General features: G+C 61.9%; 24 protein-coding genes. 15 read left to right on the top strand and 9 right to left on the bottom strand.

All coding sequences use genetic code 11. The annotated features are described in order from the left end of the window. Positions 1-79 precede the first annotated feature (79 nt). The 10 genes from AWB70_RS08210 (at position 80) to AWB70_RS08165 (ending at position 10,018) form a co-directional block, all read left to right on the top strand. Positions 80-1,312, top strand: a complete 1,233-nt coding sequence (locus tag AWB70_RS08210) for an urea ABC transporter substrate-binding protein (RefSeq protein ID WP_014252316.1) — start codon at positions 80-82, stop codon at positions 1,310-1,312. A gap of 64 nt (positions 1,313-1,376) precedes the next feature. Continuing rightward, entirely contained in the window at positions 1,377-2,246 is an 870-nt protein-coding gene (locus AWB70_RS08205) for an ABC transporter permease subunit (protein ID WP_014252315.1), read from the top strand. A 9-nt stretch (positions 2,247-2,255) separates the two neighbouring features. Beyond that, positions 2,256-3,338 (top strand): ABC transporter permease subunit, encoded by a 1,083-nt coding sequence (locus tag AWB70_RS08200; RefSeq protein WP_053571333.1) that lies wholly within the window; start codon positions 2,256-2,258, stop codon positions 3,336-3,338. Beyond that, positions 3,335-4,045, top strand: a complete 711-nt coding sequence (locus tag AWB70_RS08195) for an ABC transporter ATP-binding protein (protein ID WP_053571332.1) — start codon at positions 3,335-3,337, stop codon at positions 4,043-4,045. The genes AWB70_RS08200 and AWB70_RS08195 overlap by 4 nt, the downstream gene beginning before the upstream one ends. Beyond that, positions 4,042-4,749 carry an ABC transporter ATP-binding protein gene (locus AWB70_RS08190; RefSeq protein WP_053571331.1) on the top strand — a complete coding sequence of 236 codons (708 nt, stop codon included), beginning with the start codon at positions 4,042-4,044 and terminating at the stop codon, positions 4,747-4,749. The genes AWB70_RS08195 and AWB70_RS08190 overlap by 4 nt, the downstream gene beginning before the upstream one ends. A gap of 12 nt (positions 4,750-4,761) precedes the next feature. Continuing rightward, on the top strand, positions 4,762-5,748 hold the full coding sequence (locus tag AWB70_RS08185) for an acetamidase/formamidase family protein (protein WP_014252311.1): 987 nt from the start codon (positions 4,762-4,764) through the stop codon (positions 5,746-5,748). A gap of 81 nt (positions 5,749-5,829) precedes the next feature. Next, entirely contained in the window at positions 5,830-6,984 is a 1,155-nt protein-coding gene (locus AWB70_RS08180) for a transporter substrate-binding domain-containing protein (RefSeq protein WP_053571330.1), read from the top strand. 1 nt (position 6,985) lies between these two features. Beyond that, complete coding sequence (locus AWB70_RS08175; protein WP_053571329.1) at positions 6,986-7,636, top strand: ANTAR domain-containing response regulator; 651 nt, start codon at positions 6,986-6,988, stop codon at positions 7,634-7,636. A 46-nt stretch (positions 7,637-7,682) separates the two neighbouring features. Then, entirely contained in the window at positions 7,683-8,447 is a 765-nt protein-coding gene (locus AWB70_RS08170; protein WP_053571328.1) for an SDR family NAD(P)-dependent oxidoreductase, read from the top strand. 29 nt (positions 8,448-8,476) lie between these two features. After that, entirely contained in the window at positions 8,477-10,018 is a 1,542-nt protein-coding gene (locus AWB70_RS08165) for an amidase (RefSeq protein ID WP_053571327.1), read from the top strand. Positions 10,019-10,080: 62 nt separating this feature from the next. On the opposite strand, the gene AWB70_RS08160 is transcribed toward AWB70_RS08165, so the two are convergent. Beyond that, a complete protein-coding gene (locus AWB70_RS08160; RefSeq protein ID WP_045460597.1) occupies positions 10,081-10,644 on the bottom strand; it encodes a PAS and helix-turn-helix domain-containing protein in 564 nt (187 codons plus the stop codon). Between the two features lie 116 nt (positions 10,645-10,760). Here AWB70_RS08160 and AWB70_RS08155 point away from each other — a divergent pair, with 116 nt between their 5' ends. Together AWB70_RS08155 and AWB70_RS08150 are read left to right on the top strand one after the other, a co-directional pair. Beyond that, positions 10,761-11,729 carry a dipeptidase gene (locus tag AWB70_RS08155; RefSeq protein ID WP_053571326.1) on the top strand — a complete coding sequence of 323 codons (969 nt, stop codon included), beginning with the start codon at positions 10,761-10,763 and terminating at the stop codon, positions 11,727-11,729. A 30-nt stretch (positions 11,730-11,759) separates the two neighbouring features. Next, positions 11,760-13,094 (top strand): MFS transporter, encoded by a 1,335-nt coding sequence (locus AWB70_RS08150; protein ID WP_053571325.1) that lies wholly within the window; start codon positions 11,760-11,762, stop codon positions 13,092-13,094. A gap of 40 nt (positions 13,095-13,134) precedes the next feature. Here AWB70_RS08150 and AWB70_RS08145 read toward each other — a convergent pair whose 3' ends face one another. Then, the gene (locus AWB70_RS08145) at positions 13,135-14,034 is read right to left on the bottom strand and encodes a LysR substrate-binding domain-containing protein (protein WP_053571324.1); all 900 of its coding nucleotides are present in this window, start codon (positions 14,032-14,034) and stop codon (positions 13,135-13,137) included. 106 nt (positions 14,035-14,140) lie between these two features. Between AWB70_RS08145 and phnA the strand changes: the two genes are divergently transcribed. Both phnA and AWB70_RS08135 read left to right on the top strand, forming a co-directional pair. After that, the gene (phnA, locus tag AWB70_RS08140; RefSeq protein ID WP_053571323.1) at positions 14,141-15,373 is read left to right on the top strand and encodes a phosphonoacetate hydrolase; all 1,233 of its coding nucleotides are present in this window, start codon (positions 14,141-14,143) and stop codon (positions 15,371-15,373) included. A 51-nt stretch (positions 15,374-15,424) separates the two neighbouring features. Beyond that, on the top strand, positions 15,425-16,714 hold the full coding sequence (locus AWB70_RS08135; protein WP_082378194.1) for an MFS transporter: 1,290 nt from the start codon (positions 15,425-15,427) through the stop codon (positions 16,712-16,714). A 125-nt stretch (positions 16,715-16,839) separates the two neighbouring features. On the opposite strand, the gene AWB70_RS08130 is transcribed toward AWB70_RS08135, so the two are convergent. The 4 genes from AWB70_RS08130 to AWB70_RS08115 all read right to left on the bottom strand — a co-directional run bounded on the left by AWB70_RS08130 (position 16,840) and on the right by AWB70_RS08115 (position 21,270). Continuing rightward, positions 16,840-17,976, bottom strand: a complete 1,137-nt coding sequence (locus tag AWB70_RS08130) for a porin (protein ID WP_053571322.1) — start codon at positions 17,974-17,976, stop codon at positions 16,840-16,842. A gap of 120 nt (positions 17,977-18,096) precedes the next feature. Then, positions 18,097-18,642 carry a GAF domain-containing protein gene (locus AWB70_RS08125; RefSeq protein WP_053571321.1) on the bottom strand — a complete coding sequence of 182 codons (546 nt, stop codon included), beginning with the start codon at positions 18,640-18,642 and terminating at the stop codon, positions 18,097-18,099. After that, positions 18,639-20,000: an MFS transporter gene (locus tag AWB70_RS08120; RefSeq protein WP_053571320.1), complete on the bottom strand. Its 1,362-nt coding sequence runs from the start codon at positions 19,998-20,000 to the stop codon at positions 18,639-18,641. The genes AWB70_RS08125 and AWB70_RS08120 overlap by 4 nt, the downstream gene beginning before the upstream one ends. A gap of 34 nt (positions 20,001-20,034) precedes the next feature. Next, entirely contained in the window at positions 20,035-21,270 is a 1,236-nt protein-coding gene (locus AWB70_RS08115; protein ID WP_053571319.1) for a metal-dependent hydrolase family protein, read from the bottom strand. A 117-nt stretch (positions 21,271-21,387) separates the two neighbouring features. Between AWB70_RS08115 and AWB70_RS08110 the strand changes: the two genes are divergently transcribed. Beyond that, entirely contained in the window at positions 21,388-22,407 is a 1,020-nt protein-coding gene (locus AWB70_RS08110; RefSeq protein WP_321167025.1) for a LysR substrate-binding domain-containing protein, read from the top strand. A 19-nt stretch (positions 22,408-22,426) separates the two neighbouring features. Here AWB70_RS08110 and AWB70_RS08105 read toward each other — a convergent pair whose 3' ends face one another. From AWB70_RS08105 to AWB70_RS08095, 3 genes are read right to left on the bottom strand one after another with little or no spacing between them, the layout of a single operon-like run. Continuing rightward, a complete protein-coding gene (locus AWB70_RS08105) occupies positions 22,427-23,152 on the bottom strand; it encodes a maleate cis-trans isomerase family protein (protein ID WP_053571318.1) in 726 nt (241 codons plus the stop codon). A 3-nt stretch (positions 23,153-23,155) separates the two neighbouring features. Then, positions 23,156-24,535 carry an isoxanthopterin deaminase gene (locus AWB70_RS08100; protein ID WP_235024165.1) on the bottom strand — a complete coding sequence of 460 codons (1,380 nt, stop codon included), beginning with the start codon at positions 24,533-24,535 and terminating at the stop codon, positions 23,156-23,158. Between the two features lie 20 nt (positions 24,536-24,555). Next, positions 24,556-25,896 (bottom strand): nucleobase:cation symporter-2 family protein, encoded by a 1,341-nt coding sequence (locus tag AWB70_RS08095; RefSeq protein ID WP_053571316.1) that lies wholly within the window; start codon positions 25,894-25,896, stop codon positions 24,556-24,558. Between the last annotated feature and the right edge of the window lie 26 nt (positions 25,897-25,922).

The following is a 25,922-nucleotide window of genomic DNA, read 5'->3' as shown; positions in this document are numbered from 1 at the left end:
GACGAACCCGCGGTTCGTCAGGGGGCTTTTTTTTGTCCGCGTTTTTCCCCGTTGCAGCCCTCATTTCTGGAGAATCCGCATGTTGCTGAAGCCGTCGGGCTGGATGCGTCTCGCCCTTACCGCAGGACTTGCACTGACTTCGCTCGCATCGAGTGCCGCCGATCCCGTGAAAATAGGCCTGCTGGAAGATGCCTCGGGAAACTTCGCACTGGCGACCATTCCGAAGATTCACGCCACTCAACTCGCAGTCGATGAGATCAACGCCAAGGGCGGCATCCTCGGACGGCCGGTTTCACTGATCGCCTACGACACGCAATCCGACAACACCAAGTTCCAGGAACTCGCGCGGCGTCTCGTCCAGACCGACAAGCCCGATGTGATCTTCGGCGCATTCTCCAGCGCGTCGCGCGAAGCGATACGGCCGATCATGGATCGCGCGCATCAGCTTTACTGGTATGACAACCAGTACGAAGGCGGCGTGTGCGACACCAACACGTTCGTCACGGGCGCCGTTCCCGAGCAGCAATTCTCGACGCTGATCCCGTGGATGATGCAGAAATACGGCAAGAAGGTGTACACCATCGCCGCCGACTACAACTTCGGGCAAATCTCCGCCGAGTGGGTGCGCAACATCGTCAAGGAGAACGGCGGCACGATGGTCGGCGAGGAATTCATTCCGCTGTCCGTGTCGCAGTTCGGCCAGACGATCCAGAACATCCAGAAGGCCAAGCCCGACTTCGTGGTGACGCTGCTGGTCGGTGCGAATCAGGCGTCGTACTACGAGCAGCAGGCATCGGCCCATCTGAATCTGCCGATGGCGAGTTCGGTGAACGTCGGTCAGGCGTATGAACACAAGCGCTTCAAACCGCCTGCGCTCAAGGACATGTACGTGACGGCGAACTACGTGGAAGAGGTCGACACGCCTGCGAGCAACGACTTCAAGAAGCGCTTCCACGCGAAGTTCCCGAACGAGCCGTACATCAATCAGGAAGCAGCGAACGCGTACGACGCCATCTATCTCTATAAGGCCGCCGTCGAAAAAGCCAAGACGACCAATCAGGATGCGGTGCGCAAGGCGCTCGAAACCGGCATCTGCACGGAAGGCGCGCAAGGCAAGGTCTGTATCGATCCGAAGAGCCATCACGCGAGCCACACCATTTACCTCGTGCATGTGAAGGACGATCACTCGGTCGATATTCCGAAGGTCTGGGACGACGTCCAGCCGTACTGGCTCGGCAAGGTGGGCTGCGATCTGCCCAACAAGCCGGATCATCGCCAGTACACGCCGTCGAACCTGCCCAAGAAGTCCTGATCCGGGCCGCCGCGCGCTCGCTGACAGGGCGAGCGCGCGTCAGCCTTTTGAACGTGGAGCATGCATGGCCACCTTTTCGGTTCTCTATTCGCTCGTCTATCAGTTCGGCGACAGCTTCGCCTATCTGGTCCTCGCGGCGCTCGGTCTCGCGGTGATCTTCGGCATGATGGGCGTCATCAATCTCGCGCACGGCGAGTTCATCATGTGCGGCGCATACGTGACGATCATCGCGGCCAAGCGCGGTTTGCCGCTTCCGCTCGCGATGCTGCTCGGCGCGCTCGCGGCGGCGCTCGCGGGCGTGGTGATCGAACGGCTCGTCATTCGTCACCTGTACGACCGCTTGTTCGATTCCGTCGTGGCGACGTGGGCGATCAGCCTCATCGTGCAACAGACCATGCTGCTCGTCGCGGGACCGTCGATAGAGGGCATCGGCACGCCGTTCGGGTCGTTCTCGCTCGGCGACTATTCGTTTTCGACGTATCGCGCCGTGCTGCCAGGCATCGCGCTGGCCATTCTGTTCGCGCTCTATCTGCTGTTCTTCAAGACGAATTACGGCGTCTGCGCCCGCGCGACGATCCAGAACGCCAACATCGCGCAATGTCTCGGCCTGCGCACGGACCGTCTCTATACGCTGACCTTCGCGCTCGGCGCGGGGCTCGCGGGGCTGACCGGCGCGCTCTATGCGCCGACCATGACCGCCGTGCCGACGATGGGCAGCAACTTCATCGTGCAGGCGTTCGTGTCGGTGGTCGTTGGCGGCGCGAACGTCATCGCGGGGACGACGCCCGCCGCGGCCGTGCTTGCCGTCATCCAGACCGCGCTCACGGCGTCGTACGGCCAGTTGTTCGGGCAGATCGGCTTGCTGGTCACGGTCATCGTCGTGATCCGGCTGATGCCGCAAGGGCTCGGCAATCTCTTCTCCCGCGCGCGCTAGGAGGCCAACGTGAAGCAAACGAAAGCGCCTTCGCAGCACTCTCCGGCGAGCGTCACCACTCGCGCGGCGCAGTACGTGCCCTGGCTCGTGGCGCTCGTGCTGCCGCTCGTCGTGGACGCCACCACGAGCGGCAATCTCGCGTACTGCCTGTTGTGGGCGTTCGGCGCCGTTGGCCTCGCCGCCATGTGGGGCTATGGCGGCATCCTGTCCTTCGGGCAGACCGCCTTCTTTGGATTGGCCGGCTACAGCTACGGCATCTTCACGCTCAACTACGGCGACGCCTGGTTCGATTCCTGGCTGGGTCTCGGCGCGGGCCTGGTGGTGAGCCTCGTCGCGGCGGCGCTGATCGGCTACATGATCTTCTATGGCCGCATCAAGGGCGTGTTCATCGGCATCGTCACGTTGTCCGTGACGCTCGTGCTCGAAACGTTCATGTCGCAGACGGCGGGTCCGCAATGGGCGATCGGCGAAGCGCGCCTGAACGGCTACAACGGCATGGGCGGCATGCCGCCGCTGACGATTCCCTGGCCGGGCGGACCGCTCACGCTGGAGAACGCGAGCTTCTATTACCTCGTGCTGATCCTGCTGATCGTCGTCTATGCGGCGATGCGCAAGCTGCTCGACGGCACGTTCGGCCTCACCCTCATCGCCATTCGCGAGAATCCGCAACGCGCCGAGATGCTGGGCGTCGATATCCGCCGGCATCAGCTTCTCGTCTTCGTGCTCGGTTGCACGCTCGGCGGATTATCGGGCGCGCTGTACACGATCTGGGGCTCCTACATCACGCCCTCGACGATGGGCCTCACCTCCGCCGCCATGCCCGTCATCTGGGTGGCGACGTCGGGCAGGAAGAGCATCGGCGGGACCATCCTCGGCACCGCGCTGCTCGTGTGGCTTTCGCAGAATCTCGCGGTGTACGGCAGCCAGTACGCGCTGATCCTGCTCGGCGCGATCCTGTTGATCGTCGTGCTGGCGGCGCCGGAAGGTCTGCTGCCGTTCGTCACGCGGCAATTGCGGCGTCTGCAGGGGCGCGCGAGTCAGGGCGCGCATCGCGGCGGCGCATGTCTCAAACGCGAGGAGGGCAAGTCATGACCACGCTGCTGGAAACGCGCGGACTCAAGAAGCACTTCGGCGGCGCGCATGTCATCAACGGCATCGATTTCAGCATCGATGCCGGCGAGATCCGCTGCGTGATCGGGCCGAACGGCGCGGGCAAGAGCACGTTCTTCAAGCTCATCACGGGAGAACATCGGCCGTCGGAAGGCAGCGTGATGTTTCTCGGCCAGGACATGAGTCATGTGCTGCCGCACGAACGCATCCGCATGGGTATGAGCATCAAGTTCCAGATTCCCGGCGTGTTCCCGGATCTGAGCGTGCGCCAGCATTTGCAGTTGTCGCTGCATCGCGCGAAGGACGACCGGCCCGAAAGCCTTGATGAACTGCTGCAGCGCTTCATGCTGGAAAACGAGGAGCATGTGCTCGCGCGCCATCTGTCGCACGGCAAGAAGCAATGGCTCGAAATCGCGATGGCGGTGTCGCTGCGTCCGAAGCTGCTGTTTCTCGATGAACCCGTCGCCGGCATGTCCGTGGAGGAAACGCATGCGACGGGCGAGCTCATCAAGCGTCTGTCGGCCGCGGGTCTGACGATGATGGTGGTCGAACACGACATGACCTTCGTCAAGCAAATCGCGTCGCGCGTGACGGTGTTGCACGGAGGAAGCCTGCTCGCCGATGGTCCGCTCGACGAGATCCTCGCACGCGACGATGTCGCGGAAGTCTATCTGGGGAAGAAGAAATGAGCGCGTTGCTTCAGGTGTCGGGCGTGGAAGCGGGCTACGGCGGCGGACGCGTGCTCAACGGTGTTTCGCTGAGCGTCGGACAGGGCGAAGTTCTGGCGCTGATCGGGCGCAACGGCGTCGGCAAGACGACGCTGATGCGCGCGTTGATCGGTCTGATCGGTCTCGATGCGGGGAGCATCGAACTCGATGGCGAATCCCTCGGCCACGAAAAGCCGTATGTCCGCGCGCAGAAGGGCATGGGCTACGTGCCGCAAGGCCGCGAGATCTTCGGCGCATTGACGGTCGCGGAAAACCTGCAGGTCGGCGCGCAGGCGAATCGCGCGCAGGCGGCGCAGATGAAGGACAAGGTGGTCGGCTACTTTCCGATCTTGAAGCAACGCTATCAGCAGAAAGCGGGAACCATGAGCGGCGGCGAACAGCAGCAGCTTGCGATCGCGCGGGCGCTGATCAGTTCGCCGAAGGTGGTGTTGCTCGATGAGCCGTCCGAAGGCATTCAGCCATCGATCGTCGATCTGATCGGCGAGACGCTTCAGCAGATTGCGCGCGAAACGGGCATCGGCGTGGTGCTGGTCGAGCAGGACATGGGGATGGTCGAACGCATCGCGACGCGCTGCTGCGTGATGGACAAGGGCCGCATCGTCGATACGCTGAGCCCCGCGCAGCTCGCGGAGGAAGACTTGATTCGCCAGTATCTGGCACTGTGACGGAGACGAAGCATGAAATGGCTTGAAGACTCGATCATGATGAAGCGTGGCGTGGGCGCCGATCGTGAGCCGGTGGAGCACCACCTGACCGAGGAAATGCAGAAGACCTATCACTACACGATCGGGCCGTACTCGCAGCCGGTCCTGCACGTGAAGCCCGGCGATCGCGTCGTGGTGGAAACGCGCGATGCGTTCGAAGGCAAGATCAAGGAGGAGACGGACAAGCCGTCCGAAGTGCTGCAGGTGCCGTTCCTCAATCCGCAGAACGGACCGATCATGATCGAAGGCGCGGAGAAGGGCGACGTGGTCGCCGTGTACATCGAAAAGATGGCGCCGCGCGGCGACGACCCGCACGGCTTCTGCTGCATGATTCCGAACTTCGGCGGACTGACGGGCACGGACTACACCGCGCTCTTGAACGAGCCGTTGCCGGAAGTGGTGCGCAAGATCAAGATCGACGAAGAGAACGTGTACTGGAGCAAACGCAACACGCTGCCCTACAAGCCGCATATCGGCACGCTGAGCCTTTCGCCCGAGATCGATTCCATCAATTCGCTCACGCCCGACAATCACGGCGGCAACATGGACGTGCCCGACATGGGGCCGGGCAGCATCACATACTTGCCGGTGCGCTCGCCGGGCGGGCGGCTCTTCATCGGCGATGCGCACGCGTGCCAGGGCGACGGCGAAGTCTGCGGCACGGCCGTCGAATATCAGAGCACGACGACCGTGCGCGTCGATCTCATCAAGAAGTGGCAGATCGACTGGCCCCGGCTCGAAAACGAAGATGCGCTGATGAGCATCGGCAGCGCGCGTCCGCTGGAAGACGCGACGCGTATCGCGTACCGTGAACTGGTGTTGTGGATGGCCGCGGAATACGGCTTCGACAAGTGGGACGCGTACATGATGCTGAGTCAGGTCGGCAAGGTTCGACTCGGCAATTTTGTCGATCCAAAATACACGGTTGGCGCGATGGTCGCCAAGCACTACCTCAAATAACGCGTCGGTCAGACGAATCCAGAGCAGTTGGCATCACGCGCGGGGCGGCCGTTCCGCGCGCATTCGAGAGCGTGTCACGAAATGGCTTTATCCGATCCCATCCGAGTGGGCCTGCTGTGCTCGACGAGCGGCTCGACCGCTCTGCTCGAGCAGTCTCAATGGCGCGGTGCGCGCCTCGCCGTCGAGGAGATCAATGCGCGCGGCGGCATCGGCGGGCGCGAGCTCGTCGCGATTCACTACGATCCCGAATCCGATCCGGCTGCGTTCCGCGAGCTCGCCGAGCGGCTGATCGTGAAGGACGGCGTCAATACGATTTTTGGCGGATACACATCGACGAGCCGCAAGGCGATGCTGCCCGTCGTCGAGAAGCACAACCGTCTCTTGATCTACGCGCAGATGTACGAGGGCTTCGAGTATTCGGACAACATCATCTACAGCGGCGCGTCGCCCAATCAGAACGGCGTGCAACTCGCGGACTTCATGACGGAAACGTTCGGCGCGCGCGTGTATTTCGTCGGTTCGAGCTATGTCTATCCGTACGAATGCAACCGCACGATGCAGGAGTTGCTGCTTCAGCATCCCGAAGGCGCGATCCTCGGCGAACGCTATCTCTCGCTCGACGCCACGCGCGAGCAGTTCGAACAGGTCGTCGCGGACATCCGGCGCAAGTCGCCGGACTGGATCTTCAGCACGGTCATCGGTGCGACCGTGCCTTATCTCTACGATGCCTACGCGCACGCGGACTTCGATCCGTCGCGCATGCCCATCGGCAGCCTCAATACATCGGAAACCGAGATCCACGCGATGCAGCCTGGCATCGCGGCAGGGCACATCACGGCGGCGCCGTATTTTCAGAGCATCGACACGGCGGAGAATCACCGTGCGGTGGCGCATCATCAGTCGCGCTACGGCTCGGATACCCCGACGGACATGAACTGGGAGGCTGCGTACTATCAAATGCACATGTTCGCCGAAGCCTACGCGCGTTCGGGTTCCGACGAGATCGGCGCCATCATGCCGCATCTGCTCGGCTCGGAATATGCCGCGCCGCAGGGCCGGGTTCGCATCGATCCGGTCAATCATCACATGGCGCTCTATCCGCGTATCGGCCGCGCGAATGCCGACGGCCAGTTCACCGTCCTGCGCGAATCCAAGTTCGCCGTCGGCCCCGACCCGTACATGACGCGTCAGACGCTCGGGGACTGGGTCACGAAGCTGAGCACGCGAGAATACTGACGTGAGCGCGCGAACAGACAGAGGCCAGCGAAGCCTGACGGGTTCGATTCTCGAGCGCAATGCGCGCGTCGTGGTTTTTCATCCGGACGACGACGACGGGCTGACGCTCACGAACCATCTGAGGCGCATGGGCTTTCAGGTCGAGCGATGCTGGCCGCCCACGGACACGCTGCCTGAGAACACCGATCTGGTGTTTCGCGCGTTGCTGCCCGAAGAGCGCGCGCCGAAAGGCGAGTGGAGCGGGCCGGATGGGCCGCCCGTCATCTGCGTGGTGGCGTACGAGAATCCGACGTTCATCGATCAGGCCATCAAGATGGGATCGGACGGCATCGTCACGACGCCGATTCGCGCCTCCGGGCTGCTGTCCACCGTGGTGATGGCGCTCTATCACGCGAGGCGCGCGCGTCAGCATACGCAGCGCATCGCGAGGCTCGAGCAGAAACCGCTGGACAGCCGGCATCTGCGCGAAGCCAAGAACATCTTGATGACCATGCATCGCGTGAGCGAGCGCGAAGCATACGACATGCTGCGCGCGCAGGCGATGGAAAAGCGCGTGACCATCGACGATATCTGCCACTCCGTTATTCAGGCAGGCGAAGTCCTGCAGATTGCGCGCGGGCTGGGAACGGAGGACGGGCGCGACCGGGAATGAGCGCGCCGTGCCGTCATTTTCATCGACACACAAAGGAGCGACGAACTTGGACCTGGAACTGAAGGGCTTGAAGGCGATCGTCACCGGCGGGACCAAAGGCATCGGGCTCGCGATTGCGCGGACGCTGGCTTCCGAGGGCGCTGACGTGGCCATTTGCGCACGCGACGAAGCCAGCGTCGCAGCGACTGCGAGCGCGCTGTCCGAACTGAGCGGCGCGCGGGCGTCGGGCGCGGCGGTCGATGTATCGGATGGCCCCGCGTTGAAGGCGTGGGTCGAGCGCGTCGGCGCGGAGTGGGGCGGGCTGGATATCGTCGTGGCCAACGTGAGCGCGCTTGCCATCGGCAACGACATCGAATCCTGGCGCAGGGAGTTCGAAACCGATCTGCTCGGCACGGTCAATCTCGTCGATGCCGCCATGCCGTATCTCACCGCGAGCAAAGCTGCTTCGATCGTCGCGATTTCGAGTGTGTCCGCACGCGAGATCGACTTCGCGGCGGGACCTTATGGCGTCTTCAAGGCCGCGCTCGTGCATTACATGCAGGGGCTCGCGAATCAGCTGGCATCGAAGGGCATTCGCGCAAACACGGTTTCGCCCGGCAATGTGTACTTCGAAGGCGGCGTGTGGGACTGGATCGAGCACAACGATCCGGCGCTGTTCGAACGGGCGCTCGCGCTGAATCCGACCGGGCGCATGGCCAGGCCGCAGGAGATCGCGAATGCGGTGGCGTTCGTCGCGAGTCCGGCAGCGAGCTTCGTGAGCGGCGCGAACATCGTCGTCGATGGTGCGCTCACGCGCGGCGTACAACTCTGAGGCACGGATCAACTCAACGGGGGCATCGAATGGAACCACGCAGTGCGAGCGACATCGATCTCGTCAACCTCACGGTCGAGCGCGTGCAGGACGGATTCAAGAGCGGCAAGTTCACGGCCGAACAACTGGCGCGTGCCTGCTTCGACTGGATCGAGCGCCATAACGGCACCTACAATGCGCTGATCTTCCTGAATCCGGCGGCCATCGACGATGCGCGCAGGATCGACGAACGGCGCGCGGCCGGTGAAACACTGGGGCCGCTCGCGGGCGTGCCGGTCGTCATCAAGGACCCGATGGACATGGTCGGCTTCCCGACCACCGCGGGATGGTCGAAGCTGTATAGCAAGACGGGCGGCATCGACCTGATGCCCGAGCGCGATGCGCCGGTCGTGGCGCGCATGCGCCGTGCGGGCGCGGTTCTGCTCGGCAAGACGAACGTTCCGATCCTGAGCCACACCGGGTCGCATGCCAACGATAGCTGGGCGGGCCCCACGATCAATGTCGCGATGCGCGACCGCGTGCCGGGCGGCAGCAGCGCGGGAACGGCGTCGGCGGTGGCATCGGGCATGGCGGTGCTCGGACTTGCCGAAGAAACCGGCGGCTCGATCCAGAATCCCGCATCGGCGCAGGACCTCGTGGGCATCAAGCCGACCATCGGATTGGTGCCGAACACGGGCGTGGTGCCGTTGTCGGGCAACCGCGATGTCGTCGGGCCGATCGCCCGCAATGTGCGAGATGCCGCGCTGTGCCTCGACGTGCTCGCCGGCTACACGAGCGAAGACCCGAAGACGCTCGCGGGCGTCGGCCGGCAGCCGGAAGGCGGCTATGCGGCCGCGCTGGACGGCAATGCGCTGCAGGGCAAGCGCATCGGTCTGTATGGCCCCGGATGGCGTAAGCAGCCGCTTTCCGAAGAAGCGGCCGCGTTGTATGAGCGCGTGAAAGGGGAACTCGTATCGCTTGGCGCGACGCTCATCGACGATCCGTTTCAAGGCTCGGGCTTTGCCGATCTGCGCAAGACGACTGCGCCGCTTGGCAATTTCGATGCGCGCGGACTCGAATCCATTCCTTACGATGTCGAGAAGTACCTCGAACGGCTCGGCAAGGGCGCGGCGCTGAAGACTTTTGCCGAGTTCGCGAAGGCGACGCAGGACGAAGACGCGTTCGGGCCGGACGGCGTGTTGAACTACATGCATAACCTGGCGGATTTCAAGGCCGCGCTTGAGAATCCGTCGCTGCCGCCGGAGATGCCCGAATTCGTCGACCTGAAGGCGCGTTATCTGCGCATCTTCGAAAAAGTCTTCGACGAGCAAAGGCTCGATGCCCTTGTCTTTCCGCAGATGCGCTGCGAGCTTCCGCCCTTGCACGGGAAAGACACCATTCAGGAGACGACGGTGGGCGAGATCAACATCGCGGGTCTGCCGGGTATTGCGGTGCCGGCGGGTTACTACGCGTCGGGCTCGCCGTTCGGGCTCATCTTCGTAGGCCGCCAGTGGGATGAAGCGGCTTTGCTCGGGCTGGCCTATGCGTATGAGCAAGGCGCGGGCAAGCGCAAGGCGCCGCTGCTCGGTTGATGCGGGTTGCATGCGCGCCATGAAGCGCACCCGCAGCGTCACGACCCAGGCCATCGCGAAGATCAAGCCAGAATCTGCTTGATCAGATCCGCGGTGGTCCTGACTTCATACTTGCGCAAGAGGCTCGCGCGATGGATATCCACCGTGCGCGGGCTGATATCCAGTTCGCGGCCTATCTCCTTGCTCGTCATGCCGTGCACGACTAGCGCCGCGACATCGCGCTCGCGCTCCGTGAGCAAACGCGCAACGTCCGTGTGCTTTTCATTCTGCGAGAGGTCGGTGAAGGTCCAGAGCGCGAGTTCGTATGGGCGCTTCTGATTGAAGCCGAAGCCGCACACGGTCACCCAGAAATGACTTCCGTCGATGCGCCGCATGATGCGGTCATCGCTGAACACGGCGCGTTTCGCGATCAGCGGCGCGATGCGCCGGCCGGTGCTCGCGAAGTCCTTCTGTTCGGGGTACAGGACCGCGAACGACTGATCCACGATGTCCTCGCGCGCGGCCCGGAACAGCGCCAGCGCACGGTCGTTGCAATCGACCATCACGCGTTCGCGCGCGACGATGACCGCCGTCGGCAACTTGAGAAACACCTCCCGATAGTCGAGAGCGGAAGAGGGAACGTTCATATGAATGCGCGTTTTCCGGTGACGGTTACCTAGGTATTCGATACGTATAGACCTATGTAATTGTAGCGCCTACATTTCTCTCAATCGTGACGAACTGGCGAAAACTTGGGGGAGAAATGACTCTGCATGACCGATGCATCGTGATGGACGGACTGATCGTTTCGAAATGGGACCAGTCGATTTTCGAGGATATGCAGCGTGGCGGGCTTACCGCCGCGAACTGCACGGTTTCCATATGGGAAGACTTTCTCGGAACCGTGGATAACATCATCGAGATGAAGCGGCTGGTCGCGGCCAACCGCGAACTCGCGACGCTCGCGCGCAGTGTCGACGACATTCGCGCAGCGAAACAGGCCGGGAAAACCGCGATCATTCTCGGTTTTCAGAACAGCCACGCGTTCGAGGACCGCATCGAGTATGTCGGGCTTTTCAAGGAACTCGGCGTCGGCATTTCGCAGCTCGCCTATAACACGCAGAATCTTATCGGCACGGGCTGCTACGAGCGCGACGGCGGGCTGTCGGGCTTCGGACGCGAGATCGTGGCGGAGATGAACCGTGTCGGCATGCTCGTCGATCTTTCGCATGTCGGGCCGAATACATCGCGCGAGGCGATTCTCGCTTCGACCAAGCCGGTGTGCTATTCGCACTGTCTGCCGTCGGGGCTGAAGGAGCATCCGCGCAACAAGTCCGACGAGGAACTGCGCTTCATCGTGGATCGTGGCGGGTTTGTCGGCGTGACCATGTTTTCGCCGTTTCTCAAGAATGGACCGAATTCGACGGTGGAAGACTATGTCGAGGCCATTCGGTACGTGATCGATGTGGTGGGCGAAGACGCGGTGGGCATCGGCACGGACTTCACGCAAGGCTACGACAAGGGCTTTTACGACTGGATCAGTCACGACAAGGGCGCATACCGCAGGCTCACGGATTTCGGCACGGTGCTCAATCCGCTCGGCATCCGGACCATCGGCGAGTTTCCCAATCTGACGGCGGCCATGCAGAAGGCGGGCATGAAGGAAAGCGTCATCGAAAAGGTGCTGGGCGAGAACTGGCTTCGCGTGCTGCATGAAGTCTGGTCGGTTTGAAACGCGGCGCACGATATATACGGAGGCAACATGTACGAAAAGATCCAGCCGCTCGCAAGCAATCTGACGCTCGGCGAGGCGGACACGCATTCGGATGAAAAGCTCTATCGCAAAGTAGCGTGGCGGCTGATTCCGCTGCTCTTCATTTGTTATGTGGTGGCGTATCTGGACCGCATCAACGTGGGTTTCGCCAAGTTGCAGATGCAGGACGCGCTCGGGTTCAGCGACACCGTGTACGGGCTCGGCGCGGGCATTTTCTTCATCGGCTACTTTTTGTTCGAAGTGCCAAGCAATATGATCCTCGAACGCATCGGGGCGAAGCGGACCATCGCGCGCATCATGATCTGCTGGGGCGTGGTGGGATGCCTGATGGCAAACGTCTCGACGCCGACCGGCTTCTACGTGTTGCGCTTCCTGCTCGGCGTATTCGAGGCCGGCTTCTTTCCGGGCGTCGTGTACTACCTCGGCTGCTGGTTTCCCGAGTCGCGGCGCGGTCACATGCTCGGCATCTTCATGACCGGCATTCCGATTGCGGGCCTTTTCGGCGGCCCCGTCTCCGGCTGGGCGATGTCGAGTCTCAGTGGCTTCGGTATGCAGGGCTGGCAATGGCTCTACATCATCGAGGCGGCGCCGGCGGTGCTGCTCGGCTTTGTCGCGATCGCGTATCTCGACGACAGTGCGGCCAAGGCGAAATGGCTCACGTCCGGTGAGCGCGACCGCCTGAGCGCCGCGCTCGCGGCGGAGTCGCAGCGAAACTCGGCCCGCGCGGATTCCGGCCTGCGCACGGCCATGACGAGCCCGCGTCTCTACGCCCTGGCGTTCGCGTACTTCGCGTTCATCTGCGGGACGTATGCCGTGAGCTTCTGGCTGCCCACGCTGCTCAAGTCGAGCGGCGTCACGGACCTCGCGAGCATCGGCTGGTATTCGGCGATTCCTTATGGCCTGAGCGCGGCGGGCATGGTCTGGCTGTGCCGCCGTTCCGACCGGACGATGGAGCGGCGCCTGCACACCTCGCTCGCGGCGATCGCCGGTGCCGTGGCGCTCGGGCTCTTGCCGTATATCCCCACGAATGTGGCGATGACGCTCGCGCTTCTGACCGTTGCCGCAACCGGAATTTTCGCGACAATGCCGCTCTTCTGGTCGATCGCGACGGACTATTTCGCCGGAACCCCTTCGGCGGCGGTGGCGATCGCGTTTATCAACAGTCTGGGGCTGATCGGCGGGTTCGCCAGCCCGTTCGCGATGGGCTGGCTCAAGACGGTGACGGGTTCGCTCACGTCCGGTCTGTACCTCGTCACGGCGGTTGTCCTGCTTGGCGCGATCACACTGATTCTGTTCGCCCCGCGTTCGATGAAAAAAGCGTAGAGCGAACACGTTCACGCGCGTATAACCGAAAGCCCATCCATCATCCGGCAGCGGGGTCGCTCTCTCCGCTTGCCGTCAGCCAGTCGACGAAATCTCTCATGTGCACGGGCTTATCCGCATCGAGCGGGACCAACGCATGGTAAGTCGCTCCCCTGGAAGTCAGATCGGGAAACGGCTTCTGCAGACGGCCTGAAGCGCAATCGGCCTCGAGCGTGGGAAACGGCCCGATACCGAAGCCGAGGCCGTCTGCCACGGCTTGCAAGGTCACGAAGAAGTGATCGAATCTCAACGTGCGACTGGCCCGAAGCGTGGGATGACCCACGGCTTCGGTCCATCCTTCCCAATCCCCCGGTCGCGACTCCGTGGTAAGCCACGTTTCGGCGCCGAGCTGTTCAACCGACGATATTCCCGTTCGCGCGATCAGCGCCGAGCTCGCGATGACCGTGTTGCGCTCCTCGAATAACGGCCACGCCTGAAATTGCCCCTCGACGGGGACTTCACGACGAATCGCCAGATCGAAGCTGCCGCGCAGCGCGGAGTCGGTCGTCAGTGTCGTCGAGACACGCACGTCGACATCCGGGTGGATCGCGGTGAACAACGGCAGGCGAGGGATCAGCCAGCGCATTGCGACGGTCGCCGCCGCGCTGATTCGAATCACCTTGCGATGCTGGCTCTTGCCATAGCGCTCCGCCGCGTCCGCGATATGGTCGAAGGCCGCGCTGATTTCGTTGGCAAACGCGCGCGCATGCCCCGACGCGACCATGCTTTGCCCGGCACGAACGAATAGCGGTTGGCCCAGCCAGTCTTCAAGAATCGCAATATGACGGCTCACTGCGCCGTGCGTCAGGTTCAGCTCGCGTGCAGCCGCGGAATAACTGCCCGCACGTGCGGCGACTTCGAACACGCGCAGTGCGTTGAGGGGAGGAAGCTTCGATCGCATATGTGAGTTTATTTAACGGGCAGTGGGATATTTTGTCGATTGTGTGAGCGGATTGATCATCATACGCTGACGTCACTCCCCTCACTCGATCCGAAAAGGTGTCCCCATGACCCGGCAAATCAACGTCAATTCCCGGACTTATCAATGGCCTTCTGCGCCGACGATCGTCGTGTGCGTCGACGGTTGCGAGCAGGAGTACATCAATCAGGCGATCCTCGCCGGCAAGGTGCCGTTTCTGGCCAGCCTGCAATCGACGGGCACCGTGCTGGCGGGCGACTGCGTCGTGCCGTCGTTCACCAACCCCAACAATCTGTCGATCGTCACGGGCGCGCCGCCATCGGTTCATGGCATTTGCGGCAACTTCTTTTTCGACAAGGAGACTCAGTCAGAAGTACTGATGAACGACGCCAAGTACCTGCGCGCGCCGACCATTCTCGCCGAGATGGCGCGGGCGGGCGGGCGCGTCGCCGTCGTGACCGCAAAGGACAAGCTGCGCAGCCTGCTCGGTCATCGTCTGGAGGGCATCTGCTTTTCTGCCGAGAAAGCAGATCAGGTGACGCGTCGGGAGCACGGCATCGACAACATCCTCGCGCGGGTCGGCATGCCTGTGCCGTCCGTGTACAGCGCGGAGCTGTCGGAATTCGTGTTCGCCGCCGGCCTGTCGATTCTGCGCGAAGAGCGCCCGGACCTGATGTACCTGTCCACGACCGATTACGTGCAGCACAAGCACGCGCCGGGCACACCCGAGGCAAACGCCTTCTACGCGATGATGGACGGTTATCTGCAGCGTCTGCACGACGAGGGCGCCGTGCTGGCGCTCACCGCCGATCACGGCATGAACGCGAAAACCGATGCTATCGGCCGGCCCAACGTCGTGTACCTGCAGGACGCCCTCGACGCGCGATACGGCGCGCAGAGCACGCGCGTGATCTTGCCGATCACGGACCCGTACGTCGTCCATCACGGCGCGCTTGGATCCTACGCCACCGTCTATCTGCACGAAGGCGACGATGAAGCGCGTCAACGCGACGTGATGGCGTTCATCGCGGCAATCAACGGCGTCGAGGCGGTGTTGACGCGTGCCGAGGCGAGCGAGCGATTCGAACTGCCGCCGGACCGGACCGGCGAGCTCGTGGTGCTCGGCGAGCGGCTCACGGCGCTCGGCAGCGCCGCCGTCAATCATGACCTGTCCGGGCTCACCGTGCCGCTGCGCTCTCACGGCGGGCTGTCCGAACAGAAGGTGCCCCTCATTTTCAACCGCAAGCTCAGCGGCATCGACGGCACTCGGCGCCTGCGCAACTTCGACGTGATCGATCTCGCACTCAACCACCTCGCCTGATATCGACAAACGGCCAGCGCGGCAAAGACCGCGCGCCAAATGGAGACACCCATGCCCTCTGATACGCCTGACGTCTTGCGATACACGACCCACGACACGGCCACGACTTTCGCGCAGTACAAATGGCGTGCGCTGATTGGCGTGACCTTTTGCTATCTGTTCTATTACACCGGACGGCAGACGCTGGGTTTCGCCGTCGCCGGCATTCAACATGATTTCGGCCTGTCGAAGTACGAACTCGGCTGGATCAGTGCGACGATGCTCTGGTGTTATGCGGGCGGGCAGTTCATCAATGGCAACCTGGGCGACAAACTGGGCGGCAAGACGATGATGATCGCCGGGGCCATTCTTTCATTGGCGGCGAACTGGCTATTCAGTTTCGGCCATACGTTCCTGTTCTTTCTGCTGGCGTGGGGACTCAACGGCTATTTCCAGTCGATGGGATTCGCGCCAGGCAGCCGCTTGCTATCCAACTGGTGGGACCATAAGCATCGCGGCTTTGTGTATGGCGTTTATGTGGGCTTTTCCGGTTTCTCTTCCGTGCTTGCCTATATTTTCCCGGTCATCATTCTTGGCACGATGCAACTCGGCTGGGTCTGGATCTTCCGGCTTGCACCGTTGTCGATGCTGCTCGGAGCGCTGGTTCTGTTGCTCTTCGTTTCGGAACGACCCAAGGCTCGCGATCTGCCGGCAGCGGATCAATCGAACGAAGGCGCGTCGTCCGACGCACTAGAAGGCGAGCTGACGAGCGCGCAGCGTTATGCGCTAGTGATGAAGAACTGGCGGCTCTACGTCACGGGTCTCGCGATCGGCTTTCAGAACGCCGCACGGTATGCGCTGGTGGTCTGGGTGCCGGTGCACTTTCTCGGCATCGGCTGGAAGACCTCATCGACAGTGATCGACCCCAAGTGGATCACGGTTGCGTTACCGGTGGGCATGGCGCTCGGCTCGCTGTCGAATAGCTGGATTTCCGACGTGCTGTTCCAGGGACGCCGTTATATGGCAATCGTCTCGTACATGGTGCTGGCTTGCGCGACAGCCATCTTCATGATGTTTGTACCGCACGGCGGCATGCTTGCGATCGCGCTTCTGTTCCTGTGCGGCTTCTTCGTCTTTGGGCCCGCGTCTTCGTTCTGGGCTTTGTGTCCTGATCTTTTCGGACGCCGCGCCGCGGGCACAGCGACAGGCGTACTCAACACCATGTCGTACATGTTTGCGGGCGTCGGCGAACCGGTTATCGGCCACATCATCGATACGACCGGCCATACATCGATCATCTTTCCGATTGTCGCGGGGCTTTGCGCTGCGAGTGCGGTTCTTTCGATGTTGATAAGACGGTGATCGGGCTGGGCTTTGGGTCGCAAGTGTGAGTCGAATGGTTCGGTGCGAGTTTTGCGCGGCGAATGCGGACATCTTGGCCCAAAGCGAACACTACAACTTAGCTGCTACCGCCGGGTTTCGCCGAATCAAAAGTTATGTCGAATGCCCGCTCGGACAGCGACCTGATTGGCCGAGGAGGAGGGCGTCAGGAATGCCAGCGCGGCGACCGCGGCATTGCCAGTCGAGTCGATGCCCGTCGCGCGCTCCCACGAAGTCGTCGCATAGAGCAGCGTTCGCTTGGACAGGCTGTACCAGGTTCCCGCATTGAGCTGCAGGTACTTTGCGGTCTCGGCCTTCGTGTAGTCGTATGAGGTCCCGAGCATAAAAGCCGGAGTCAGGTTGTAGGTCGCGAGAACCTCGAAATTGTTGAACGTCGCGGTTCCGGAAAATGGCGTCGACGAAGTGCGAACCACGTTTTCAAAGCGAGTGTTCGTATATGTAAAGCCGATGAGCGCTTGTCCCACCCGATAGTTGATACCGGCTCCCGCGACCTGCAAGGTTTGTGCGGACGTGTAGCCGCTGAACGTCGGATTGGAAATCGGGTTAGCGAAGGCGCCTCCCGCGACGGGAGCGGCCGTTGCATCGTAGATGGACGTGGCAGGATTGTTGATGCGCGAGAAGACGGCTCCCGCGCTTAACGCGTCGCCCGCATAGCTGATGCTGGCCGACTCTTTTTTCCCATTCGAGAAATCGCCGGGGACGCCTCCAAAGCTGAACAGCGCCGAAACCTTCAGGCCACCGTAGATCGGTGAGACATATTTGATTGAATTGCTCAACGAATAGTTGCCCCAGACATTGTCGACATCTGCCGCGTGTGACGCGAGGATCCCGCCGAACCGGCTTGACGCAGAAAGACCGATCAGTGAGTCCAGAACGAGGTCGTACTGACGGCCCAGTGTCACGGTGCCGAACTGAGATCCTATGCCCACGTAGGCCTGTCGCCCGAACAGGCGGCCCCCGTTGTTCAGCTTCCCGCTGTTGATGTCGAACCCGTTCTCCAGACGCGCGAGCGCGCTGTAGCCGCCGCCGAGATCCTCCTTGATCTGGAAGCCCCATTTGCTGCTTCCAAGTGCGCCGTTTGAAGCCTGGACATTGCTGTGTCCGCCTTGATTGTTGGTGTAGGTAATACCGTCATCCGCTGTTCCGTATAACGTAACCGCGCTCTGCGCATGGCTACTCATTGCAGCCGAGATCGATACTGCTGCAAGACATATCTTTTTCATTGAATCTCCCCAACCTGTGATGTGAATTCTTCCTCTAAACCTTGTAGAACAACTGATTTGTACTACGAAATTTTGTAATGCCGTGATATTGCAAAAATAGAAACAAAAGAAGAATCGGCGTTAAACGCTGTCCAGCTTGGAAGCATCCAGTTCCGCCGCTGCCCCTCGTTCCGCCTCGTGCGCCAACATAAACGTAGGCGCGCAAATACCTGCGAAAAGATTCATCACCCGCTCGTCGAGATGATCGTACGCATGTCGCCTATCCAATAGATTGAGCGAGCCGATCACGTTGCCCTCGCAACAAACGGGGAGATTGAGTACGGAATGCAGGCCGCGGTCGATGAGCATTTCAGATTCGGAAAACACCGACCGAATATCGGCCTCGTCGCTTCCAACGTAGGGCAGCCCTTGCTCAAGTACCCGCGTCGACCAGGGTCCCTTGCCCGTTGCCTTGAAGCCGCCCAGCGGACTCACGGTTTCGTCACTTGAGAAGATACGGCGCATCAGCCGCTGCTCCTTCAGGTAGACAAGTCCCGTCAACAGGCTGTAGCCGAGGACGGACTCCGCTACACGTGAGATCTCTGACCACCGCGCCTCGGCGTCCTTGGCGCGCCCCAACGCATGCGCGGCTTGCGCGAGGCGATCCAATTTTTGCTCTAGTGTCATTCGTTGATGCCCTCCAGGGTAATGCCTTGAGTGTTCTTGCCAAAGAAGAGAATGCCGAGCCCTCCGATAAAGAGCACCGTGGTAATGAGCACGAACACCCCGCCGAAGCCGAGCACCGGGTAGGCAGCCCCGACGATCGTCGGCGATGCGATCGAGCCGATGCGAGCCAACGCCGACGCGGTACCCATACCCGTGGCGCGGATGGAGGTGGGATAGATCTCGGCGGTATAGGTGTACTGGCCGGCGACTACGCCGTTCATGCCGAAGGACAGCAGCATGCTGTAGAGGACGATGTGCGCATCGCCACTTGCAAAAGCCAGTCCGAGTGCGGCCAGACACGACGCCAGCATGTAGACCAGGATGGTGTACTTTCGGCCAATCTTGTCGTTAAGATAGGCGGCTGAGTAATAGCCTGGAATCTGCGCCAGATAGATCAGGATGGTGAACGAAAAGCTCTTGGTAATGGCGAAGCCCTTGGTCACCAGCAGGCTCGGAATCCAGACCAGAAAGGCGTAATAGCAGAAAATAACGGCAATCCAGAAGACCCAGACTACGATGGTCGTGGTGAGGTAATGCGGCTTGAACAGCAGAGCCAGTCGGCCAAAAAAACTTCCGCGTTCGTCGGGGCTCGCTGGCGTCGCACGATTGGGCGCTCTCTCCGGCTCCGGCAACGGCTGGCCAGTCGCCTTTTCGACCTGCACCTCGATCGCATCGCAGATACGCGCCGCTTCGTCGAAGCGGCCCATCTCTTCCAGCCAGCGCGGCGATTCCATCAATGCGCGCCGCATCCACAACAGGAACACCACGGGCAAGGCCGCGATGGCCATCAAATAACGCCAGCCATCGTCGCTCGTCGGCACGATTAGATAGCCCAGTAACGCGGACAGGACGAACCCGAACGAGAAGAATCCCGCCAGTGCTCCTGTGAAGCGGCCGCGATAACGGCTGCTGACAAATTCGGCCAGATACGGTGCGACAATGGCCCCCTCGGCACCCATTCCCACACCCGCAATCATGCGCAGCATGTAGAACTCGTGGAAATTGGTCGCGAAGGCGTTGGCGAACGTGGCAACACAAAAGAGCACCAGCGCCCACATCATGACGACCTTGCGGCCGAACCGGTCGCCCATCAGACCTGACAGGAGCGCGCCGACCAGAAAACCAACATAGGTACTGCTCGCGATCCATCCCGCCTGGCCGCCGGTCAAGTGCCATTGTGCGCGCAAGGAGGGCAAGATAAAGGCGATGATTCCCGCGTCCAGCGCCTCAAAGGCGAGCCCCAGGCCGCCAATGAATAGAAGTTTGAAATGAAAGCGGCTGAACGGCAGCCGCTCCAGACGTTCCGATACGGTATGCATGAGCTGCTCCGAAGGAGGGCGGAGAAGTTGCCAATCAGAGGCAATTCTTGTGGATGACGCCGTCCTGCATGATCAGCTTGATGGCCGTGTCATGCCGGGTCAGCAGCGCGATGTCGTCGAGCGGGTTGCCGTCGATCAGCAGCAGATCGGCATAGCCTTGTTCGACGATCTCGCCGAGCAGGCCCTCGTGATTGAGGATCTCGGCACCGATCAGTGTCGCCTGCTGAATCGTCTTGGGACTGCCCAGGACTTTGGCTCGCAACAGCAATTCATCGGACTGCAGGTAGTGCGTTTCGCCCAATAGGTCCGAGCCATAACCCATCTTTACGCCTGCGTTATCCAGCACCTTTAGCGCCTCGAGGCCGTTGGTCCGTACCTTGGCGATCTTGCGCACCGATTCTGGTGGAAGGCCGTACTTCGGGCCGTCGTTGGCCAGACCCTCGTAGGTGATGAGCGTCGGCACCATGTAGGCGCCTTTCTCCTTCATCAGTCGCGCCGTGGCCTCATCCACCAGGTTGCCGTGCTCGATCGTGCGCGCGCCGCATTGGATGGCGCGCGTTATCGCCCTCGGCGTATAGGCGTGAGCCATGACGTATGTGTTGGCGTTACTGGCTTCCTCCACGATGGCACGCAACTCCGCCTCGGAAAAACCCATGTTGTCGATGGGATCATTCGGCGAAGCCACGCCGCCGGAAGCCATGACCTTGATCTGCGCAGCGCCTTTCAGGATCTCCTCACGCACGGCAAGGCGGCAGGCATCGACGCCATCCACGATGCGGCCAATGTTGCCGATCTTGTAGGCGCAAGCGCAGGGGTCTTCCAATATGTCATTGCGCGCACGAAAGTCGCCGTGCCCGCCCGTCTGGGACAGGGCCTTGCCAGCACAGAACATCCGCGGACCCACTATCTGACGGGTCCTCACCGCCTCGGCCAGCGCCCAGTCGGCACCGCCGGCGTCGCGTACCGAGGTAAAGCCGCGGTCGAGCATGCCCTTCATGATCGGCAGCGCGCGGAGCAGCGCCAGCGCGTTGGGCAGACGCGCAACCGTGCCCAAGTTGAACGAAGAGGCCATCACATGCACGTGACAATCGATCAGACCGGGCATCAGCGTCATGCCTTTGGCGTCTATTTCGAGCGCGCCTTCGCAAGAGAGGTCACCGCCACCAATTTTCTGGATCGTGCCGTCCGAGATCAGTATGCTATGAGTAAACTGCAGCTTGAGATTTCGAGTGTCGAGAATTGCTGCATTGCGGATGATGGTTGGTCGCATAATCGAGCTTGCCGCGGGGCGCGGCCGTAGTTGTCTCCATGCAGCTGACTGTAACCACGACGAAAACCGCAGTCCGTCAATTTTTCGATGTAGCTCCTGCCAAATATTTCTACCCCCATGAGCTTACTCATACGTATGCGCAGACGCTGTCCAACTATTTCGGAACTGAACGCGTTCATCGTTTCCGCGCGGCACATGTCGTTCTCGAAGGCGGCGAAAGAATTGTTCGTGACGCAAAGCGCCATCAGCAGGCATATTGCCGAGCTTGAGAACTACCTTGGCCATCCGGTATTCATCCGGTCCCGAAACGGTCTGGCGCTTACGCATATCGGAGAGGTTTACCTCAAGCAGGTGAGGTCCGCCCTTCAGACGCTGGAGAGCGCGACGACGCAGGTGATGTCCACCGCCAGGCACACTCATTTGTTGAATCTTTCCGTGGCGCCGACCTTCGCGGCGAACTGGCTGCTTTGCAGACTGGAATCGTTCAGGTCGCTCAACCCCGATATATCAATCAACTTCGTGCGCTATTACACGATCGACAGCATGGATGCCGGACCCGATCACGACGCGTCGATCCAATACGGCTATGGCGACTGGGCAATTGCAGAGGCTACTTACCTGATCGGCAAAGAAACGAGCGTCGTTTGCTCGCCTGGCTATGTGCGCCGCCATAACATCAAGAACTTTTATGATCTGAAAGACCGCACGCTGTTGCAGCACAACGAGATTCCGTCGGCTTGGGAAGACTGGTTCATCGCTTACGCCGGCGAGCACAAAAGCGCGCGCATCGGCCCCAGCTTCAATCTTTTCAGCTTGATTATCCAGGCTGCGGTGTCTGGGTTAGGGGTTGCGCTGGTTCCCAGTTGCCTGGTGAGCGACGCGTTGACGAGTGGACAACTGATTGAGCCCTTCGAGCAGCGCTTCGAGAGCCCGCTCGGCTACTACCTTTGCGCGCCTAACCGGCGTAGCAATATGGAAAGCTATCAGCGATTCGGCGAGTGGCTGCATCATGAGTGCCACCACGTAGATCGTAGTCAAGGCTCATTCACCGAACAGGCGCGGTTAGAGACGCAGCAATGTCGTTATTGCCGGCAGCATGAGGAGCAAAGCACGGGGACGCCAGGTGCTGTCAGTTGATTTTGTTGTCCTGCCACGGTCACTTCCTCATCGAAAAGATCCTTCCCCAGCCCCCAAGCGCGGACATATCCACGTCGAGCATGCTCAGCGCCTTCCATACGACAGTCGTGACCGTGTCGTAGGCGGGAATGTCCGTCGCGGCTTCGAACGGGCGCGCGAGATGCGCCGCATGCAGGTTCGTGCAGAACGTCGTCACCGCGTCGGGACGGGCGAACGCGGTTTCGTGCATCATCTCGGCGAGCACCTTATCGGGCACTTCGGCGAAGCGGAAATTCTCGGTCAAGCCCAGATGACGCTCCGCGACGCATTCGATCCCCAGCCGCTCGTAGTTGCACATGATGCGCTCCTGCACGTCGTCGGTATACGGCGAGACGAGCCCCAGACGCCGCACGCCCGTTTTCGCGAGCAGTTCGTTCAGCGCAAGCACGGAAGTCGTCGCGGGAATGCCGAGCGCCTCTGTCAATTGAGCGCATAGCGCTTGGTCGCGCTCGAAGCCGAGCCATCCCGCCGATGTCCCGCTCCAGCCGATGACGTCAACGCGGGCATCGGCGAGTTGCCGCGCGGCGTCGATAATGCGGTGCGCATCGAACTGGCCGAGCGCGTGTTGCGTGAGGCCGATCTCCGTCACCGTAAAACGCGCGAAGTGCGCGCTCACGTTCGGCAATGCGCTCAGCATCGCCGACGTGACCGGTTCGAGCGCAGTGTTCGACGATGGCGTCAATATGCCGATACGAACGCGTCGCATGCGTCAATCCTCCAACAGCAGCTTCACGCCTTCCGCCGCCTGATGGCGAAGGGCGTCGAGATCGAGACCGGGAATAACGCCGTCATCGACGACGACGCGGCCATTCACGATGTTGTAGCGCACGCGCGCGGGTTCGCCCGCAGTGACCGGCGCAACGGCGAGATCGTGAAAGCCGTAGAACCGCGGATTGTCGATGTCGTACAGCACGAGATCCGCGGCCTTGCCCGCTTCGAGCGTGCCGACCGCATCGAGACCGAGCACGCCCGCACCGCCCGCGCTGCCCCAGTGGACGATCTCATCGACGGTGGTCGCCGATGCGCCCTGCGCCGCGCGATGCACGAGCCACGCGAAGTGCGCTTCGCTGGTCATGCTGCCCGATTCGTTCGATGCGACACCGTCCACCGCGAGCGACATCGGCACGCCTGCCGCGGCCATCCGCGGCGCGGGCGCGATGCCGCTGCCGAGCCGCGCATTGCTCACGGGGCAATGAGAACAGCCGCTGCCGGTTTCGGCGAGCATGGCGATTTCGCTCGCTTCCAGATGCACGAGATGCGCGAACCACACGTCCGGTCCGAGCCATTCGTGATCGGCGACGAACTCGACGGGCAGCTTGTCGAAGCGCTCGCGGCAGAAGTCGACATAGCGCTGCGTCTCCGACAGATGCGTATGCATGCGCAAGCCCATGCGCCGCGCCGCGCGCGCGATTTCGGGCAGCAGCGCGGGCGGCAGCGAGAACGTCGGCGTCGTCGGCGCGACCACGACGCGGCGCATCGATGCGGGCGTCGCATCGTGATAGCGCGCCTTCAGGCGTTCGATATCGGCCAGCATCTGATCGAGCGACTCGGGCTTGAGCGCGACCTTCGAGAAGCCGGGATGATCGCCCGCCGCCTGCAATGCGCCGCCACGGCACAGCACGAAGCGCAGGCCGAACGAGGCGGCTTCGTCGAACAGAAGATCGCCGGTTTCGGTCGTGCCGTCCGCGTGATAGAGATAGTGATGATCCGCGCAGGTCGTCACGCCCGAGAGCAGCAGTTCGGCCATGCCGAGACGCGCCGCGACGCGTGCGAGTTCGGGCGTAAAGCGCGCGAGACGCGGATACGGCACGGCCGCGAGCCATTCCTGCAAGTCTGCGTTGATGCCGGACGGCACCGCTTTCAGGAGGTTCTGGAACAGATGATGATGCGTGTTCACCCATCCCGGATACACGACGCACGAACGGGCATCGATGACGCGCTCGTCGGCGCGCGCTTCCAGATTCGGCGCGATGGTGTCGATCACGCCATTGCGGATGCGGATATCGACAGCGCCAGGACGCGCGGCGCCGCCCTTCGATCCGCTCATCACAGCGACGGGATTCTTGATCAGTAAGGCTTGCGTGTTCATCGTGGATCCTGTGGTTGCGTTCATTCGCGCACCATGTTGTGCGCGGGCACGACGTCTTCCTCATGCGCGCCGTTGAGCACGGCGTTCAGCACGACCGATACGAGGCAGGCGAGCACGACGCCGCTATGCACGAAGGGCTGCGTCCACTCGGGCATCTTCCCGAAGACCTGCGGCGCCATCACGGGGATGAGCGCGGTGGCGATCGTGAAGCCGACGATCAGCACGTTGTATCGATTGCGCTCGAAGTCCACTTTCGCGAGCGTCTGCACGCCGGCCGCGACCACGACGCCGAACATCGCGATCCCCGCGCCGCCGAGCGCGGCCGATGGCGTCGAGGCCACCACCGCGCCGATCTTCGGCACGAGCGCGACGACGCACATCAGCACGCCGCTCACCGCGACGACCCAGCGGCTGCGCACGCCGGTGAGAATGACGAGTCCGACGTTCTCCATGAACGCGATGAACGGGAACGCGGCGAACATGCCCGCAATCGCGCTCGCGAGCCCGTTGGCGCGCATGCCGCGCACCGCGTCTTCCTCGCTGATGTTCTTCTCGACGATATCGCCGATCGCGACGAAAAGGCCCATCGACTCGACCATCTGCACGACCATTACGACGATCATCGTCATGACGGGCACGAAGGAGAACACGGGCATGCCGAAGTGAAAGGGCAGCGGCATGGTGAACCACGGCGCGTTCGCGACGTTCGCGAAGTCGCCCATGCCGAGCGCGCAGGCGAGCACGCTGCCTGCGACGAGACCGATCAGCACGGAAAGATTGCGCAGAAACGCATTGGCGAAGCGATTGACGGCGAGTATCACGAGCGCGACGAACAGCGCGACGCAGAGAAAGGGCAGTGCGCCGAAGTGCTGCCGCGCATGCTCGCCGCCGCCTGCCCATTGATACGCGACGGGAAAGAGCTGCAAGCCGATCACCGTGACGATGCAGCCCGTGACGACCGGCGGAAAGAAGCGCCGCAAGCGTCCGACGAGGGGCGCGGCGAACATCGTGAAGATACCTGCGCCGATCACCGCGCCGCACACGCCCGCGAAGCCGACGCCCGGACTCAGGCCGATCGCGATGACCGGTCCCACGCTGCTGAACGCGACGCCTTGCAGAATCGGCAGGCGCACACCGAACTTCCAGATGCCGACGGTCTGCAGCACCGTCGAAATACCCGAGCAGAACAAGGCCGTGCTGATGAGCACGGTGGTATCGGCCGGCGACAACTTCAGCGCCGACGCGACGATCAACGGAACCGCGATCGCGCCGATATACGCGACCAGCATGTGCTGCAAGCCGAGCGTGATCATCTGCCGCTTGGGCAGGACGCGGTCGACCGGGTGGTGTTCGGTGTTCATCACGTGTCTCCTGATTATGTTTTCCG

Source organism: Caballeronia cordobensis, assembly GCF_001544575.2.
Classification (GTDB): Bacteria; Pseudomonadota; Gammaproteobacteria; order Burkholderiales; family Burkholderiaceae; genus Caballeronia; species Caballeronia cordobensis.
Note: the sequence above shows the minus strand (reverse complement) of the source record. Positions and strands in the feature narration are given on the sequence as shown.

What these genes read in the sequence shown, in the direction of transcription:
- AWB70_RS08180 (WP_053571330.1), top strand. Translation starts at nt 5,830, where the DNA reads ATGGCTTTATCCGATCCCATCCGAGTGGGCCTGCTGTGCTCGACGAGC.
- AWB70_RS08160 (WP_045460597.1), bottom strand. Translation starts at nt 10,644, where the DNA reads ATGAACGTTCCCTCTTCCGCTCTCGACTATCGGGAGGTGTTTCTCAAG.
- AWB70_RS08210 (WP_014252316.1), top strand. Translation starts at nt 80, where the DNA reads ATGTTGCTGAAGCCGTCGGGCTGGATGCGTCTCGCCCTTACCGCAGGA.
- AWB70_RS08145 (WP_053571324.1), bottom strand. Translation starts at nt 14,034, where the DNA reads ATGCGATCGAAGCTTCCTCCCCTCAACGCACTGCGCGTGTTCGAAGTC.
- AWB70_RS08185 (WP_014252311.1), top strand. Translation starts at nt 4,762, where the DNA reads ATGAAATGGCTTGAAGACTCGATCATGATGAAGCGTGGCGTGGGCGCC.
- AWB70_RS08195 (WP_053571332.1), top strand. Translation starts at nt 3,335, where the DNA reads ATGACCACGCTGCTGGAAACGCGCGGACTCAAGAAGCACTTCGGCGGC.
- AWB70_RS08105 (WP_053571318.1), bottom strand. Translation starts at nt 23,152, where the DNA reads ATGCGACGCGTTCGTATCGGCATATTGACGCCATCGTCGAACACTGCG.
- AWB70_RS08155 (WP_053571326.1), top strand. Translation starts at nt 10,761, where the DNA reads ATGACTCTGCATGACCGATGCATCGTGATGGACGGACTGATCGTTTCG.
- AWB70_RS08110 (WP_321167025.1), top strand. Translation starts at nt 21,388, where the DNA reads ATGAGCTTACTCATACGTATGCGCAGACGCTGTCCAACTATTTCGGAA.
- AWB70_RS08135 (WP_082378194.1), top strand. Translation starts at nt 15,425, where the DNA reads ATGCCCTCTGATACGCCTGACGTCTTGCGATACACGACCCACGACACG.
- AWB70_RS08100 (WP_235024165.1), bottom strand. Translation starts at nt 24,535, where the DNA reads ATGAACACGCAAGCCTTACTGATCAAGAATCCCGTCGCTGTGATGAGC.
- AWB70_RS08125 (WP_053571321.1), bottom strand. Translation starts at nt 18,642, where the DNA reads ATGACACTAGAGCAAAAATTGGATCGCCTCGCGCAAGCCGCGCATGCG.
- AWB70_RS08190 (WP_053571331.1), top strand. Translation starts at nt 4,042, where the DNA reads ATGAGCGCGTTGCTTCAGGTGTCGGGCGTGGAAGCGGGCTACGGCGGC.
- AWB70_RS08115 (WP_053571319.1), bottom strand. Translation starts at nt 21,270, where the DNA reads ATGCGACCAACCATCATCCGCAATGCAGCAATTCTCGACACTCGAAAT.
- phnA (WP_053571323.1), top strand. Translation starts at nt 14,141, where the DNA reads ATGACCCGGCAAATCAACGTCAATTCCCGGACTTATCAATGGCCTTCT.
- AWB70_RS08130 (WP_053571322.1), bottom strand. Translation starts at nt 17,976, where the DNA reads ATGAAAAAGATATGTCTTGCAGCAGTATCGATCTCGGCTGCAATGAGT.
- AWB70_RS08205 (WP_014252315.1), top strand. Translation starts at nt 1,377, where the DNA reads ATGGCCACCTTTTCGGTTCTCTATTCGCTCGTCTATCAGTTCGGCGAC.
- AWB70_RS08150 (WP_053571325.1), top strand. Translation starts at nt 11,760, where the DNA reads ATGTACGAAAAGATCCAGCCGCTCGCAAGCAATCTGACGCTCGGCGAG.
- AWB70_RS08165 (WP_053571327.1), top strand. Translation starts at nt 8,477, where the DNA reads ATGGAACCACGCAGTGCGAGCGACATCGATCTCGTCAACCTCACGGTC.
- AWB70_RS08095 (WP_053571316.1), bottom strand. Translation starts at nt 25,896, where the DNA reads ATGAACACCGAACACCACCCGGTCGACCGCGTCCTGCCCAAGCGGCAG.
- AWB70_RS08120 (WP_053571320.1), bottom strand. Translation starts at nt 20,000, where the DNA reads ATGCATACCGTATCGGAACGTCTGGAGCGGCTGCCGTTCAGCCGCTTT.